Source organism: Mesorhizobium tamadayense, from assembly GCF_003863365.1.
In the GTDB taxonomy this organism is placed as follows: domain Bacteria; phylum Pseudomonadota; class Alphaproteobacteria; order Rhizobiales; family Rhizobiaceae; genus Mesorhizobium; species Mesorhizobium tamadayense.
Genome location: NZ_RQXT01000090.1, coordinates 1 through 16,496 on the forward strand (window position 1 = coordinate 1; position 16,496 = coordinate 16,496).

Annotated in this window: 12 protein-coding genes; 8 read left to right on the forward strand and 4 right to left on the reverse strand. The window is 57.8% G+C overall.

All coding sequences use genetic code 11. The annotated features are described in order from the left end of the window. Nucleotides 1–120: 120 nt before the first annotated feature. The 6 genes from EH240_RS35315 to EH240_RS35340 all read left to right on the forward strand — a co-directional run bounded on the left by EH240_RS35315 (nt 121) and on the right by EH240_RS35340 (nt 7,803). Nucleotides 121–1,485, forward strand: a complete 1,365-nt coding sequence (locus EH240_RS35315) for an aminotransferase class III-fold pyridoxal phosphate-dependent enzyme (RefSeq protein WP_125006978.1) — start codon at nt 121–123, stop codon at nt 1,483–1,485. Nucleotides 1,486–1,579: 94 nt separating this feature from the next. Next, nucleotides 1,580–2,989 carry an FAD-binding oxidoreductase gene (locus EH240_RS35320; protein WP_125006989.1) on the forward strand — a complete coding sequence of 470 codons (1,410 nt, stop codon included), beginning with the start codon at nt 1,580–1,582 and terminating at the stop codon, nt 2,987–2,989. 300 nt (nt 2,990–3,289) lie between these two features. Further along, nucleotides 3,290–4,420 carry an ABC transporter ATP-binding protein gene (locus EH240_RS35325; RefSeq protein ID WP_125006979.1) on the forward strand — a complete coding sequence of 377 codons (1,131 nt, stop codon included), beginning with the start codon at nt 3,290–3,292 and terminating at the stop codon, nt 4,418–4,420. Nucleotides 4,421–4,555: 135 nt separating this feature from the next. Beyond that, nucleotides 4,556–5,611 carry an ABC transporter substrate-binding protein gene (locus EH240_RS35330; protein WP_206075378.1) on the forward strand — a complete coding sequence of 352 codons (1,056 nt, stop codon included), beginning with the start codon at nt 4,556–4,558 and terminating at the stop codon, nt 5,609–5,611. Between the two features lie 71 nt (nt 5,612–5,682). Then, nucleotides 5,683–6,924: an ABC transporter permease gene (locus EH240_RS35335; RefSeq protein ID WP_125006981.1), complete on the forward strand. Its 1,242-nt coding sequence runs from the start codon at nt 5,683–5,685 to the stop codon at nt 6,922–6,924. 6 nt (nt 6,925–6,930) lie between these two features. Beyond that, entirely contained in the window at nt 6,931–7,803 is an 873-nt protein-coding gene (locus EH240_RS35340; RefSeq protein WP_125006982.1) for an ABC transporter permease, read from the forward strand. A gap of 58 nt (nt 7,804–7,861) precedes the next feature. Here EH240_RS35340 and EH240_RS35345 read toward each other — a convergent pair whose 3' ends face one another. From EH240_RS35345 to EH240_RS35360, 4 genes are all read right to left on the reverse strand, one after another. Further along, the gene (locus EH240_RS35345; protein WP_125006983.1) at nt 7,862–9,130 is read right to left on the reverse strand and encodes a trimethylamine methyltransferase family protein; all 1,269 of its coding nucleotides are present in this window, start codon (nt 9,128–9,130) and stop codon (nt 7,862–7,864) included. Between the two features lie 258 nt (nt 9,131–9,388). Beyond that, on the reverse strand, nt 9,389–10,273 hold the full coding sequence (gene purU / locus EH240_RS35350; RefSeq protein WP_125006984.1) for a formyltetrahydrofolate deformylase: 885 nt from the start codon (nt 10,271–10,273) through the stop codon (nt 9,389–9,391). Between the two features lie 22 nt (nt 10,274–10,295). Next, nucleotides 10,296–12,737: a GcvT family protein gene (locus tag EH240_RS35355; protein ID WP_125006985.1), complete on the reverse strand. Its 2,442-nt coding sequence runs from the start codon at nt 12,735–12,737 to the stop codon at nt 10,296–10,298. Nucleotides 12,738–12,885: 148 nt separating this feature from the next. Continuing rightward, a complete protein-coding gene (locus EH240_RS35360) occupies nt 12,886–13,602 on the reverse strand; it encodes an HAD-IA family hydrolase (protein ID WP_125006986.1) in 717 nt (238 codons plus the stop codon). A 240-nt stretch (nt 13,603–13,842) separates the two neighbouring features. On the opposite strand from EH240_RS35360, the gene EH240_RS35365 reads away from it, so the two are divergent. Both EH240_RS35365 and EH240_RS35370 read left to right on the forward strand, forming a co-directional pair. Beyond that, nucleotides 13,843–14,697: a LysR family transcriptional regulator gene (locus EH240_RS35365; protein ID WP_125006987.1), complete on the forward strand. Its 855-nt coding sequence runs from the start codon at nt 13,843–13,845 to the stop codon at nt 14,695–14,697. 270 nt (nt 14,698–14,967) lie between these two features. Continuing rightward, nucleotides 14,968–16,251 (forward strand): M24 family metallopeptidase, encoded by a 1,284-nt coding sequence (locus EH240_RS35370; RefSeq protein ID WP_125006988.1) that lies wholly within the window; start codon nt 14,968–14,970, stop codon nt 16,249–16,251. The last annotated feature ends 245 nt before the right edge of the window (nt 16,252–16,496 follow it).

Sequence of the window (16,496 nt, forward strand, 5' to 3'; positions counted from 1 at the left end):
ACAATATGCTTCCTTATTGCCTTTTATGGCATAAAGCATGGTTTCAGATCCCAGAACCCCAGCGACAATTCGGAGGTGCATCGCCAGCATAATCGCTAACCGATTCAAGAGGTAACGAAAATGTTGTCGAACCACCTGGTTGAAGACGATCGTGCTCATCTCATTCATCCTGTCACCTCCCTTCGCGCCCACGAGCAGCGTGGCGTCACCATATTGCAATCCGCGAAGGGTTGCTTCGTTACCGATGCGTCCGGCCACACGCTGCTTGATGGCTTTGCAGGCCTTTGGTGCGTAAACGCCGGCTATGGGCACGAGAGCATCATCGAGGTCGCGATGGAGCAGATGCGTCGGCTGCCCTACGCAACGGGTTACTTTCACTTTGGAAGCGAGCCGGCAATCAGGCTTGCCGCGAAGCTTGCGGAAATCACTCCGGGAGATCTGAACCGTGTGTTCTTTACCCTGGGCGGTTCGGACGCCGTCGATACCGTGGTGAGAATGGTGCGCTATTACAACAACGTGCGCGGCATGACGCTTAAGAAGCAATTCATAAGTCTCGAACGCGGCTATCATGGGTCGAGTTCAAACGGCGCCGGCCTCACGGCACTCCCGGTCTTCCACGAAAAGTTCGATCTGCCACGCTCTTGGCAACACTACATCCCATCACCCTATCCATATCGCAATGCCGCTGGAGAAGACCCGGCAGCAATCATTGCGGCCTCGGTGCAAGCCCTGAAAAATAAGGTTCGCGAGATCGGCCAAGACAATGTCGCCGCGTTCATCTGTGAGCCGGTCCAAGGCTCCGGCGGCGTGATTGTGCCACCGACAGGCTACCTCACGGCTATGCAGGCGGCTTGTCGCGAGCTGGGAATTCTTTTCATCATTGATGAAGTGATTACGGGCTTTGGCCGCACCGGGCCGATGTTCGCCTGCGAGCATGAAGGCATTGAACCGGACTTTATGACCATCGCAAAGGGTCTGACTTCTGGCTATGTCCCGATGGGCGCCGCCATCGTGTCCAATCGCGTATATGAGGTCATCGCTGACGGGACGGTCGATGGGTCCGCGTTTGGCCACGGTCTGACGTATTCCGGCCATCCAGTGAGCGCTGCCGTCGGGCTCGAGGTCATGCGGCTGTATCAGGAAGGCGGCCTGATTGAAAATGGCCAACGGGTCGGCGCGTATTTTGGGCGGCGGTTAGCAGAGCTTCGCGATCACCCGCTGGTCGGCGACGTGCGCTCTATCGGCCTGCTGGGCGCTATCGAACTCGTTGCCGACAAGGAAACAAAACGCAAACCCGCGAAGGAAGCGCGGGTCGGTGCGCGCCTGTTCGACGCCGGCTACAAGAACGGTCTGATCTTCCGCGCCTTCGGCGATGATACCATTGGATTTGCTCCACCACTTTGCATCACCGAAAGCGAGGTCGACCTGCTGATCGAGAGGCTCGACAAGACCCTCGCCTTGGCTCTGGATTTCAAAGACCTCTAAGCCGCGAGATATCTGGCCAGAGATTCAGGCGACAACGTCTTCTGGTTGGATGCCATTTGGCATCGAATGGACACTGCCGATGAAAAACCACGCTATGGACCGCATCGATGAGGTGCTCGCTCAACTGCCGCAGGAGATCGTCACCCGCGATCAGGATATCATATCCGCCTACACGACGGACTTCCGCCGGCACTATACCGGCCGCACCACCGCCGTTCTGAGGCCCCGAAATACGGCGGATGTCCAGCACATCGTTCGCGCTTGCGCCCAACGCCATGTCCCGCTTGTCCCGCAAGGCGGCAATACCAGCTATTGCACCGCGGCCACCCCGAGCGATAAGGGCGACGAGCTTGTCGTCAGTCTCGAAAGAATGAACACTGTGCGGGATCTGGATCCCGCGAACCTGTCGGCTTCTGCAGACGCCGGCATCATCCTCAGCGACCTTCAGCAAGCTGTTTCCGATGCAGGATTGTTGCTTCCGCTGGCGCTAGGTTCCCAGCAGTCGTGCCGAATTGGCGGCAATGTTTCAACCAATGCAGGCGGGATTTCCGTATTGCGATACGGCATGGCCCGAGACTTGGTCCTTGGTCTGGAAGTCGTGCTCCCCGATGGAAGTCTCTATAGTGAGCTAAGCCCTTTGCGGAAGAACAATTCCGGCTATGACGTCAAGCAGCTATTCATCGGCGCCGAGGGCACGCTGGGGATCATCACAGCTGTATCACTCAAGCTCGCACGCAAGCCACGGCAGACAGTCACGGCTTTTCTGGCACTCAAGGATATATCCACTCTCGCAAGAATTCTCGACGCCGCACAGATTCAGACCGGCGAATCGATCACTTCATTCGAGTACATCTCTGATGCCTCGCTACGATTGCTCCTCGACGCCAAGGACGTCCTTCGGCATCCCTTGCAGGAAAAAAGCCAGCACTACGTCTTGCTCGAAGCGACCACGGTCTCACCTGTCCTCGACCTTGAGGAAAGCATCACGAGGCTCTTTGGCGAACTCTTCGAACAGGGCCTGATCATGGATGGGACCATCGCCGCGAGCGGTCAACAGCGCGCGGAATTATGGCATTTGCGGGAAAGCATACCCGAGGCGGAAGTTCATCACGGCGGATCTGTAAAGCACGATATCGCCGTGCGGACATCGCAGCTGGCGGCCTTCATCGTAGAGGCGTCGAGAATTGTCGAACGAAATGCGCCAGGCGCCATCCCATCGATTTACGGCCATGTGGGTGACGGGAACGTTCACTTCAATCTGGTCCCCCCCGCTCTCTCCGACAAGGTTGAATTCAAGAACCGCCTCACGCGTGAAATCTCCCCTCTGATCTATCAACTCACGGCTGACATGGAGGGGACGTTCAGCGCCGAGTACGGCCTAGGTCGCGTGAAAATGGACTTGCTCGAGCGACATGGCGCACTGGGAAAACTGCGCGTGATGAGGATCTTGAAGACCGCGCTGGATCCAAAGGGCGTCATGAATCCCGGCAAGGTCGTAGCGTAGCTTAGAGAAAATGGCTTTGGCTGCGAGAGCGAATGACGCAGTAGCGGCCAGGCGGGGCGCGGGCTGCAGATTGTCGCCTTGTCGGCGCGTGTCAACGACAGCCGGCAGAGCTGCAAGAATCGAGCTGCGTTAACGGTAGGTGCCACCGTTCAGCGGGATCACATCGGCAGAAGATGCCGCCCCTCCAGCCCTACCGTTCAGCTCACCCGATCACGCAAGAGAGACACCGCAGTTCGATCTCACGCGTGCCAACGAGATAATAGCGACGGATCAACCGTCGCCGGAGGGAAGAGCCCAAGGATGTCGACGTCGGAGCGGCCAGGAAATAGACGTGGTCTCGCGGGCAAGCCCGGGGATTTTGTAGAATTCATCGACATTCAGAAAACCTATGACGGTGAGACCCTCGTCGTAAAAAACCTCAATCTCTCGATACGCCATGGCGAGTTCCTGACACTGTTGGGGCCGTCGGGTTCCGGCAAGACAACCTCTCTAATGATGCTCGCCGGCTTCGAGGTGCCCACCCAGGGGCGCATCGAGCTTGACGGGCGCCGCATCAATGACATGGCCCCGCACAAGCGTGATATCGGCATGGTTTTCCAGAACTATGCCCTTTTCCCACATATGACGGTCGAGGAGAACCTTGCGTTTCCGCTCCAAGTGCGGCGGATGCCAAGGGCTGATATCGAGCAGAAAGTCGAGCGCGCACTTGAAATGGTGCAGCTCTCGCAGATGCGCAAGCGACGACCAGCTCAGCTTTCCGGCGGGCAGCAGCAGCGCGTCGCCTTGGCTCGCGCGCTCGTATTCGATCCGAAGCTGATCCTGATGGACGAACCGCTAGGTGCGCTCGACAAGCAACTGCGAGAGCACATGCAGATTGAGATCAAGCATATCCACCAGAAACTTGACGTCACAGTCGTCTACGTCACGCACGATCAGTCCGAAGCTCTCACCATGTCGGATCGGGTGGCTGTCTTCAATGACGGTGTCGTTCAGCAGTTGGCGACTCCGACGGATCTCTACGAAAGGCCCGAGAATGCTTTCGTCGCTCAGTTCATCGGTGAAAGCAACAAACTGAGGGGCGTCGTTTCTTCGCAGAACGGCAAGGAATGCATCGTCAATGTCAATGGGCATGGTGACGTTCGGGCAGTGCCGATCAGAGCCAACGGGCCGGGGAATAAGACGACACTCTCCCTTCGGCCTGAGCGAGTGCGCATCAATCCGACCGATGGCGTATTCACCAATCAGTTCGATGCCCAGGTTGAAGAACTGATCTACTTGGGCGACCACACCCGCGCACGGGTTTCGGTTCTCGGAACAGACGATTTCGTTATCAAACTCCCCAACGCCGAAGGTGTGCCAGACCTGGCACCTGGATCGCCCATTCGGATCGGTTGGAAACCTGAGGATTGCCGGGCTCTCGACTGGAGCTGACGGCAGAGAAAATCAATCGAGAGGTAGGCCACATCGACCGTCTTCTCGACGGACAAACGCCCATCAAGAGGCGGAACAAAAAAACAGGAGGCCGACTGAACCGGCCAATTCAAACCGAAACCAAAGGGGATTCAAATGAAAAGTGAACTGCTGATCAAGGCTCTGGTCGCTTCCGCCGCGGCGGCTTGCGTATTCGGCGTCCATTCTGCGAAAGCAGCGGAGCCTTTGACGATCGTCTCGTGGGGCGGGGCCTATTCGGACAGCCAAAGGAAGGCTTACTACGAGCCGTACATGAAGCAAACGGGCGTCAAGATAACGGAAGAAGAATACGATGCCGAGCTTGGCAAGCTGAAGGCCATGAAGGAAGCTGGCAACGTCACGTGGGATGTGATCGACGTCGATTCAGCGCATGCCCTCTCCGGCTGCGACGAAGGCCTGTTCGAGAAGCTCGACTATTCAAAGATCGCCGATACGTCGAAATTCTTGCCGGGTACGGCGTTGGATTGTGCTGTTGGCACTATCGCATACTCGACGATTTTCGCGTTCAACGCTGATGTCTACAAAGACAATCAGCCATCGGTCCTGGAGGATCTTTTCGACACCAAGAAGTATCCCGGCAAGCGAGCGCTTCTGAAGAAGCCGTTCGGAAACCTGGAATGGGCTCTGCTGGCAGACGGGGTTCCCGCCGGCGATGTCTACAAGCTTCTGGCCACGCCGGAAGGCGTCGATCGCGCGTTCAAGAAGCTGGACACCATCAAGAGCGATATCGTTTGGTGGGAAGCCGGCGCGCAGCCACCCGAACTATTGGCCAATGGCCAGGTCGTCATGACCAGCGCCTTCAACGGTCGTATCGGGAATGCGATAAAGGAGGGCAAGAACTTTAAGATCGTTTGGGACCGCCAGGAGTTCGATTGGGACTACTGGGCGATTCCCGCCGACAGCAAACACGTTGAGGGTGCCTACGACTTCATCAAGTTCGCCAGCGATCCAAAAAACATGTCGCAGCAATCGAAATACATCGCCTACGCGCCCACTCGTGTCGAAGCCATCGCGATGGTGGATCCCAAGATCGCGCCGACGTTGCCCACCTATCCGGAAAACATGAAAACGGCCGTTACGACCGACCTTCAGTTTTGGGCGGACAACAATGAGGATCTGACCAAGCGCTTCAACGCCTGGCTGGCACAGTAAAGCGAAACCGCGCAGCGCCGGACAGGGTGTGTCCGGCGCTTGCTTGCGTTCAAACAAGGCGATCCCGACGAATGTCCCTAGCAGAGGCAGCGTTCATACAAGCCGTTGATGGCGTTCCGCTTAAAATTAAGCTGGCCCGCGCTGAGCGGAAACGGAAGCTGAAGGCCGTAGGCCTGGTATTGCCACTCTTCCTGTTCGTCGTGATCACCTTCCTGTCACCACTCCTCGTCATGACGCTCAAAAGCGTTGAGAACGAGGAGACGTTCGGTCGCCTGGACCGAACGCGTGAGGCATTGGCGAGTTGGAGCGGTCAGGACCTGCCGGACGAAGCCGCCTTTGCAGCCCTGGCTGCCGATCTCAAGATCGCCGGGGAACAGCGGCTCGCAGGTGAAATTGCCAAGCGGATTAACTATGAATTTCCGGGTGCCCAGTCCAAATTCAAGACGATCACTCGAAAAGTGGCTGCGATGGAGACAGGCCCCTATCGGGAGACCTTCCTGTCAACGGATGCGGCTTGGGGAAATCCAAAATTATGGCGCGTTATTCAAGGCGCCTCGGGCAAATATACTGCATATTACTGGCTATCCGCGGTTGACCTTCGTCAAGGCGCCAGCGGTATCGAGCAGGTGCCCGCGAACCAGGCTGTGTTCCTTGATGTCTACGGGCGCACGTTCTGGATTGCCGGTCTGGTCACCGGCCTCACCCTGGTCCTCGGCTTTCCGGTCGCGTACTTGCTGGCCACGCAACCGGCGAGCCGGGCCAACGTCCTGATGATTTTCGTGATGCTGCCATTCTGGACTTCGCTCTTGGTACGCACCACCGCTTGGTTTGTGTTGCTCAGGAACGAAGGCCCGCTGAACGATCTCGCCCAGTTGTTGATCGGCAGCCGCTTCGACATGATATTCACACGCTTCGCCACCATTCTCGCCATGACGCATATCCAGCTGCCCTTTACGCTGCTGCCGATCTATAGCGTCATGAAGACAATCCCGCCAAGCCATGTGCGCGCGGCGCGCTCGCTCGGCGCCGGGCCTTTCCTCGCCTTCTGGCGCGTCTATTTCCCGCAAACGGTGCCCGGGATAGCTGCCGGGTGCCTCCTGACTTTTATTCTCAGCTTGGGCTACTACATCACGCCGGCTCTCGTCGGCGGACCGCGCGATCAGATGGTCAGCAACTACGTATCCTACTACATGAACAACATCATCAATTTCGGCCAGGCGTCAGCCTTGGGTGCCACGCTTCTTATCATAACCCTCGTGCTCTACTGGGCCTATAATCGCTTGGTCGGCATCGACAAGATGAAGCTGGGATAATTTGCCATGGCCTATCTTCCGCAGCTCGGCCTACCAGCCTATGCCTCTGCGTCGGAGCGCGCCTGGCGACTATTCTTCTTCGCCTTTTGCGGCCTGGTCCTGCTTTTCCTGATCTCGCCGATCCTGATCGTCCTGCCGATCAGTTTCAACCCGACGCCATTCCTCTCCTTTCCGAAGGACGATTGGTCGCTGCGTTGGTATGAAGACTTCTTTTTCAACGATCGCTGGACAACGGCCGTCAAGAACAGCGTCATCATCGCGTTTTTCAGCACCATTCTAGCGACATCCCTTGGCACGCTGGCGGCACTGGGATTATCCCGACCAAATTTTCCGGCGCGGGCCGCGGTCATGGCGGTGCTGATTTCGCCGATGATCGTCCCCGTGGTCATTACGGCGGCGGCGCTCTTCTTCTTCTATGCCAATCCGTTAATGGTCACGTCGCAACCTCTCTTGATCCTGAACAACACCTATGCCGGCGTCATTCTGGCCCATACCCTGCTTGCGACCCCCTTTGTCGTGATCACCGTCACGGCGACCCTGACCGGCTTCGACCAGTCGCTGACCCGCGCCGGAGCGAGCCTCGGCGGATCGCCGGCCCTCGTGTTCCGCAGGGTGATTTTGCCGCTCATCGCGCCTGGCGTCATTTCCGGTGCCCTCTTCGCCTTCGTCACCTCTTGGGATGAAGTAATCTGCGTTCTTTTCATCGGTAGCTCGGACCAGCGCACACTGCCGCGCCAGATGTTCAGCGGTATTCGCGAAATGATTAGCCCTACCATCACGGCGGCAGCCGCCGTGCTGATCGCTCTGGCAGTTGTCATGCTGGTGACGGTAGAATTGTTGCGCCGCCGCACAGAGCGGCTGAGGGGCATCAGAACGTAGGGTGCTGTGGCAGTCACAGCTGCAGCATATCCTCCGATGTTGAGACCGGATACCGAAGTCAGGCGATCTTCGGTATTTTGAGCAATCGCTCTCGGATTTCGGCTTCGATAGCAACATCCAACGCAGAGGGCGGCTCAGATTCGACTGAAGTTCGCAAATATGTCTCGGCGATTGCCGTGGCGTCACGATGAAACTTACCGACCGACACGCAGCGGCCCTGTTCCAACCAGCCCGCGCTATGGAGAATGAAGCCCGCCCCGGACGCTACCGATGCTGCCAGCACGCGCGCGCCCTCGCCTCCGGCCTGTGCGTCGTCCACTTTGGCAGAGGTGACGGCCCCATCACCGCGCGACGGGATTCCAAGCCGTCGGGCGAGTTCGGATGAGTATAGCTGAACCAACTGTGAGGCGGGGTCTCCGAAGTTCGGCTGCATGCTCCTCATGTCGAACGGCCAGCCGAGAATTCCCATCACGACAGGCGCGCCTGGTTGCCAAAGCTGCGTCAGCGCCAGTCCCGCCAGAACCTCCGCGTAACCCTGAACAAGCGAGCCGGCGATCGTGGCGGGACTCGTTGCACCCATCATCATATAGGAAGAGATCATCGTAGCTTCGCCAGCCAGGGCGATGCTGCGGAGGCATTTCAACGGATTTTCCCAGTAGGTCAGAGGTGGAGTGCAGTTAACCAGGTGAAGCAGATTGCAGGCGCCTGTTTGCGGCGGCCGCCGGAGCGCCGCCGCCGTGAGGTCGATGTACTCCGTCGCAATCTCAGGGGAAGCGATACTGCCCATGAAAGGTTTGTCGGAGCATGTCAGGTGTGCGAGCAGCATTTCCAGGGGACGGCCAGGCTCGGACACATCATCCATGACGCAGACCATGTGTCCCGTATTGGTGAGACCGGCGCTTTCATGAGCGATCGAGACGAGCCGGCGATAGATGTCACGCCCGCCCTTGACCCGCTCCCCGCTCTCCAGAAGTACATCCGGCGCGCCGTAGATGGGAGCGAAAACGGCAGGTCCGGAACCGCCTATGATTGTATCGCGATCAGGGTTCCGAGCTCTCAACCGGAAGCTGGACGGCGCATTTTCTCGAATGATCCGGCGAAGTACCGCACCTTCGAGGCGCACGATGTCGCCATCGACGATAGCACCGATCTGTCTTAGCTGATCTATTGTTTCAGGATCATCCTGGAACCGAATCCCGGTTTCCTCCAGAACCCGGTCTGCCGCCTTTTCGATGTCGTCGAAGGCGACTGGATCTGTTGCCGGCAGATACGGCCTTGCGAAATAGTCCGAGAGCTCACGTTCCTTATGGACAGAACGATTTTTCATACCAACTCCACGGATATGTGATTTGCCTGCGCGCAAATCATTTCAGCAGACTTTGCGTGCACGGAATAACCTGCTTGCGGTGAAAATTGAGTTTGCGCGCCGAAGCGACATCGATCCAAAGTTGCAAGGTTCCGTGGTGTACTGTCGACGGCGACCCAACGCGCTGGACGAACGAGCGATGCCGTCAGTGTCGGACGCCAAAACGCTTCAAAGCAAGGCGCCGAGGTCTTTGCCGTACATGACCTCGGCGATGACCCGTTACCCCATCTTCTCGGATGCATAGCTGCCTTGGCTTGCCGGAAAGACCACAGTGCGGTTTCCATTGACGAAGGTGCGATGATGGATATGAGCGTGGACGGCCCGGGCGAGGACTTGGCTTTCCGCGTCGCGGCCGATTGCGACGTAGTCGTCGGCGCTTTGGGCATGGGTGACGCGCGCCGTGTCCTGTTCGATGATTGGACCCTCGTCAAGGTCGGCTGTCACATAGTGCGCTGTTGCGCCGATCAGCTTCACGCCACGCTCGTAAGCCTGCTTGTAGGGGTTGGCCCCCTTGAAGCTCGGTAGGAACGAGTGGTGGATGTTGATGATCTTGCCGGACATTTTTCTGCACATGTCGTCGGATAGAACCTGCATGTATCGGGCCAGGACGATCAGTTCCGTGCCGGTCTGCTCCACCAAATCCATGATACGGGCCTCGGCTTGCAGTTTGTTTTCCTTCGTCACCTTGATGTGGTGGAAAGGAATATCGTGGTTGACCACGACTTTTTGATAGTCGAAGTGGTTGGAGATGACGCCGACGATATCGATCGGCAAGGCGCCGATCTTCCAGCGGTAAAGCAGGTCGTTGAGACAATGGCCGAAGCGCGACACCATCAAAAGCACCTTCATGCGCCTTTCTGAATCGTGGAGCGTCCAATCCATGCCGAACTTCGCAGCGACCTCGCCAAAATGCTGTTCGATCTCGACTTCTGACGTTCCCATCTCTGAGACGAAGGATACGCGCATGAAGAACTTGCCGGTGTCGAGATCATCGAACTGCGAGCTGTCGATGATGTTGCAGCCCAAGTCTGCCAGATAGCCCGAAATCGCGGCTACAATGCCGCGAGCGGACGTGCAGGTCACGGTAAGAATCATGCGCTTCATGATCGGGAATCGCCCTTTCGCGTTAGATCTTGATGCGGCTGTTCTCGGGATCGTAGAATGGGCGAGGCGACGCTTGGGCGGCGCAGCGGACACCAGCAAGCTCGATTTCGAACTTGCCGGTGGCAAGCCACTCGGCCCAGTTCTCCGACGGTACGGGCAAGTAGCCCATGGCGACCGAGCTGCCGACGGTGTAGCCGTAGGCACCAGAGGTGGTTCTGCCGACGATGCTGCCGTCGCGCCAGATCGGCTCGTCGTGAAGGAGGATCGGACCGGCATCCTTCAAGCGGAAGAAGGCCTGCTTTTTCGTGAGCCCCTCTGCCTTCTGCCGCTCGAGGGCCGCCCGCCCAATGAAGTCCGCGTCTTTCTTGAATGACACCGCGAATTGAAGACCAGCCTCGAGGGGAGTGTCACCAGGTGTGATGTCGTTGCCGAAATGGCGGTAGCCCTTTTCGCTACGCAGCGAGTCGAGAGCATGATAGCCGGCCAGCTGAAGCCCGAGCGGCTCTCCTTCCTTGACCAGCAGATCGAAAATCTGCCCGACAAACTCGGTCGGTATGTAGAGTTCCCAGCCAAGCTCGCCGACAAAGGTCATCCGCTGGGCAAGCGCCGTGGCGTACCCGACTTCGATTTCCCTGGCCGTGCCGAACGGGAAGGCCTCGTTCGAAAAATCAGCGGGCGAAACCTTCTGCATCAGTTCGCGAGACCTCGGTCCCATGATGGACAGAACGGCAAATCCGGACGTCACGTCCGTCATGACAACGCGGGATTCAGGCCGTAGATTTCGCCTAACCCAATTCATATCCTGCGGCTGGGTGGCGGCTGCGGTCACCATCATGTAGCGGGTTTCGGACAGGCGGGTGAATGTAACGTCGGCCACAATACCGCCGCGGCTGTTCAGCATTTGGGTATAGACAACTTTGCCTTCCGCGACGGCCATGTTGTTTGCACAAATTCGCTGCAGTTCAGCTTCAGCATCAGGACCTTCAATGAAGGTTTTTCCGAAGGTGGACATGTCGAACAGCGCGACGCTATTGCGAGTGGCATCGTGTTCGGCGCGGACGCACTCGAACCAGTTCTGGCGCTCGAAAGAATATTCGTATACCGGGTTGACGCCATCGCGGGCATACCAGTTGGCGCGCTCCCACCCGGCGGAAGTGCCGAATACGGCTCCCTTTTCCTTCAGCCGGGAATAAAGCGGCGTTTCGCGAATCCCTCTTGCCGTTTCGAACTGTCTGTGCGGCCAGTGCATGGCGTAAAGTAGGCCGAGGCTTTCCGAAATCCGCTCATGCAGGAAACGCTCGTTGATTTCGAAATTGTTGAAGCGGGCAATGTCGAGCTCGGCAAGATCCATGGTCGGTTCGCCTTCCACGATCCATTCCGACATGGCTTTGCCGACCCCTGCGGAGCTCAAAATACCCTGCGAATTGAAGCCTGATGCCACATAGAGCTTTCGGACGTTCGGGGCTTCGCCCAGGATGAACTTATTGTCCGGCGTGAAGCTCTCGGGACCGTTGAGGAAGTGACGCACGCCGAGCTGCTCGATGAGCGGAACGAGTTGCATGGCGTTGGCCATCGGCTGTTCGAAATGGTCCCAGTCCTCGCCGAGCTCTCCGAACTGGAAGTTGCCCGGAAGCTTGGACATTGGCAGCGACTTCGCTTTCGGCTCGAATGAACCGATGAGAAGCTTGCCTGCATCCTCCTTGATATAGATATAGCCGTCCGTGTCCCGAAGGACGGGGAGATTGGACCGAATGTCCTTGTGAGCCTCAGTCATAACATACATATGTTCGGCGGCGTAAAGTGGGACATTGACGCCTGCAAGCTTGCCAATGTCACGACTCCAGGCTCCGGCGCAAAGGACGGCAACGTCGCAGGCAATCGCGCCGTGATCGGTTACGACGGACCTTATCGTGCCTTCCTCGACGCCAAAGCCTGTTACCGTAATTCCTTCCAGGACCTTGGCGCCACGGCTCCGCGCGCCTTTTACAAGGGCTTGAGTAGTATCAATTGGGTTCGTTGAGCCGTCGCCTGGGATGAAGGCGCCGCCAATGACCTGGCTGATGTCGACGAGGGGGTGCAGCTCCTTGATTTCTGCCGGCGACAACATATGGGCTTCGACGCCAAACGTTTTGCCGAGCGAGATCAAACGCGCGATTTCGGTCAACCGTTCGGGCGTGCGCGCGACAGGAAGGCTGCCGGTACGGCGAAATCCAGTTTCCTGACCGGTTTCCTCCTTCAGGGAACTGAAAAGAGTAGCGCCGTACCGGCATAGATCGGTCATCGTGTGGGTGGTGCGTAGCTGGTTGACCAGGCCAGCAGCGTGCCAGGTCGTCCCACTCGTCAACTGGCCGCGCTCCAGCAGGACTACATCGCTCCACCCCAGCTTGGTAAGGTGATAAGCGATACTGGCGCCAATAATACCGCCGCCAACGATGACTGTGCGTGCTTGTGTAGGGAGCTTCATTGGTCCGATACCTTTGGGTAGCGTCTCCCCAAGATGGAAGCCGCAACTAGATCGAGCCGCCGGCGGTAGGGGAGTAACGGCTGATTTGCGCATTTAGAAAATGGCCGGGATACACGATGTGGATCCTGGCCATAGGGCGAAAGTCTGTTTACTTGCCGCTCTCGACCGCCTGGACAAGCTGAGCAAGCGTCGCAAAGTGATAGTCCGGAGCCGTCTTTTCGGAGACAGATGGCGAGCCGCCAAAACCTTCCTGACCTTGACGGCGCTCGATCCAGCAAACCTGGTATCCGAGGCGCTTCGCGACGCCAATGTCGTGGAACTGGCTCTGTGCGACGTGCAAATAGTCTTTCAAGCGGTAGCCATTTTCACTGTTGCGTCCGCGCACGTAAGAGAAGACTTGCGGATCGGGCTTGCACACTTCGACATCTTCGGCAGTCACCTTGTCATCGAAGGGCTCTTCGAGCGTCCGTGAGAAATGCGCCAGCGCCCAATTATCCGCATTGGTGACTGCCACGAGACGGAAACGCTTGCCGAGTTCCTTCATCGCCGCGATCGAATCTGGAAACGCCGGCCAGAACTCCATCGAAAGCCGCAGACCTGCAACATGCTTTTCCGAGGCAGGCAGGCCGAGTTGTGTTGCCACAGTGCGATAGATATCGGGCAACATGTTCGTGAACGGGATGCCAGGCGTCAGATGATGCTGTTTGTCCTCGGCGGCAGCAAAGCTCGAGAGGATGGTCGCATCGTCGATGTTCAGCCCAGCCCCTTCCACGATCGGACGGAAGTAGTTGATCAAACCGGCCTCGAAGTCGATGAGCGTGCCAACGACGTCGAAAGTGAGGATTTTACGGTCACGCAGGCTCATAGAGGCACCCTTGAATGTGGTTGGAATAACGGCAAACCTACACGGCTCTGCGAAATTTAGAACTGACATGTTTTCATCAAAACATGACAGATTGTCATTCTGTGGTCACCATTGCCCCCGCCTGCTGACTAGGTGCCTTCAAAAAACTCGGGTCGCGCATCGGTTCTAGGATTTCATGCTAGACATGACAAAAATATCATGGTTTAAGCGATACCCGAAATTTCTGTCATAGAGTTGACCATGCGATTGGATATCGAATCTCTTCGGACCTTTAAGACGGTTCTCGAATACGGGGGCATCACGCGCGCCGCGAAGCAATTGAATCTCACGCAATCCGCAGTCAGCCATAAGTTAGCTCGGCTGGAAGAGCGCGTCGGGCGACCGATCCTTATGAAAAGTGGAAGCGGCTTTCTCCCGACTTCGGACGGTCAGGGATTGCTCCATTATGCCGAGCGCATAATCTCCCTTCATGATGAGGCCGCACAGCATTTTCGTTCGTCAGATCTGGCAGGAAAAATTAGATTGGGGGCGACCGAGGATGCGACCAGCAAGAAGCTCGCGACGGTGCTCGGCCGATTTGGACGAATACACCCAAACGTCTCGCTCAGTGCCCGGGTCGCTCAAAGTCTAGTGCTTAAGTTCTGGCTGACGACCTCGGAGGTCGATCTTGCAATTCTGCAGGTGTTCGTTGACGACAAAGAGCCAAACGACATCGAACTGTGGCGAGAAGATCTGCTCTGGGTAGGAGCGTCCGATCATCCAACCGCACTCGACCGGTCAATTCCATTCGTGTCCTTCGATAAAAATTGTTTCTACAGACTGGCAGCCGTAGGTCGCTTGGTTGACACGGGACGATCCCTGAACGTTGTTCTGGAGTGCCCCAGCAAGGAGGGGGTTCAGGCGGGAATCCGCAACGGCTTTGGCATAGGGCTTCTCAGTCGCCGCAACTTGACCGAAGGGCTTGAAGAGCTCGAATGTGATCTCCCCCGCCTCCCGCAGGTATGTCACGTCTTACGAAGTCGCAGTAGCGTGCCATCAAGGGCGGAACGCAATCTGACAGAAGCGATACTACAAGAGATGCAGGAATCGAGCTGAGTTTGACTTTTGCGCTCTCTTGGCCCGCGGCAAATCTCCGGCCATGCCGTATCGCAACATGGGCGCGAGGGTCGCTGTCCGTCCGTGCGTCGGGGCGAACTGCCGTCTACCCGCATGAAAGCGCCGCCTATCCACGCCGCGACGGGAAGTAAGCTGACAATCCCGCCACCCGGTGCGTCGCGCGCATGCAGATATCAGGGATGCTGATGTGCCCCCGGACGGCCGGCCCGCCGTGCCCTGCGCCTCTCATCATTTAAGGGAAGGACTCCCATGAGCCGCATTCTGGAGATGGCGCAAGAGCGCTCACCTCACCCAGGCGACCCCGCGCTGGTGGCACCTATGCCGCTCGGCCTCGACATCAATGCCCGCAGCGCAGAGATCGACGAGCGGCAGATGTGCCGGGACCGTCTCGCCCGCCTGCGTGCCGAACTCGCAAGGCGTGATTACGCCGGTGCCCTCCTCTCCGATCCAATGAACATCCGCTACGCCACGGGTTCGCGGAACATGTCGGTGTGGACAATGCACGCGCCCGGCCGATATGTCTTTGTGGCAACCGACGGCCCTGTGGTGCTTTTCGAGTTCGGCACCACCTTACATCTCAGCCGGGACTTAGAGACGGTGGATGAACTGCGCCGGTCGATGTCCTGGTTCTACTTCATGGCAGGTCCACGAGTGCGGGAGAAGACAGTGCTTTGGGCTGCCGACGTAATTGGCCTGATGAAGGAACACGGTCGCTCTAACCGCCGGCTTGCGGTGGACCGCTGCGAACCTTGGGGGGCCCAACTCCTCATCGACGCCGGCATCTGCCTATTCGACGCCCAAGAGCCGCTGGAGCAGGCGCGCATGATCAAGACGTCGGAGGAGATCAAGTGCATGCAACTCTCGATGGATGTCTGCGACATCGCCGTAGATCGCATGCGCCGAGCGCTCCGGCCGGGTATTACCGAAAACCAGCTTTGGAGCATCCTGCACGAGACCAACATTGCCCATAACGGCGAGTGGATCGAATGCCGCTTGCTCTGCTCGGGCGAACGCACCAACCCTTGGTTCCAAGAGAGCGGCAGCAGGGTCATTAACGCCGGCGACATGGTTGGCTTCGATACGGACATGGTGGGGCCCTTCGGTTACCTCGCCGACATCTCCCGAAGCTGGATATGTCCCGGCCGCAAGCCGACTCCGGAACAAAGGAAGCTATATGAGATCGCTCAGGAACAAGTGCTCACCAATATCGAGTTGATCAAGCCCGGCCTATCTTTCCGCGATTTCTCGGAGCGCTGCTGGCCGGTGCCGGAGGCTTACGTACCAAATCGCTACATGTTCATGATCCACGGCGCCGGTTTCGTCGACGAGTATCCTACAGTGGTCTATACCACCGACTGGAAGGACTGGGGCTATGACGCGATGTTCGAGGAGAATATGGTGGTCTGCGTCGAGAGTTTTATCGGCGAGGTGGGCGCCAAGGAAGGTGTCAAGCTGGAGCAGCAGGTGCTAATTACGGCAAATGGCGCGGTGTCAATGTCACACTCGCCCTTCGTGGACGCCATCGAACCGTAAGCCGAGCGCGCCCAGTAAGGAGAATTAACGGCAGCGGACTCCTGTTGCTCGGGACTCATTCGTGAAAACCCAGAAAGCAAAGGTTGTGCCCATGCAATGGCCGAGAAAGCACGGCCGCAGAGGGGGCGGCGATGCGGCATCATTCGGACCGCTGAGCGATGGTCAGCATGGCGCCGGACAGGATACGAGGTATCCATACGGCCAAGGCCGCGGTGGCTATGAATTTGGGCGGCGGCCTTCTGCGG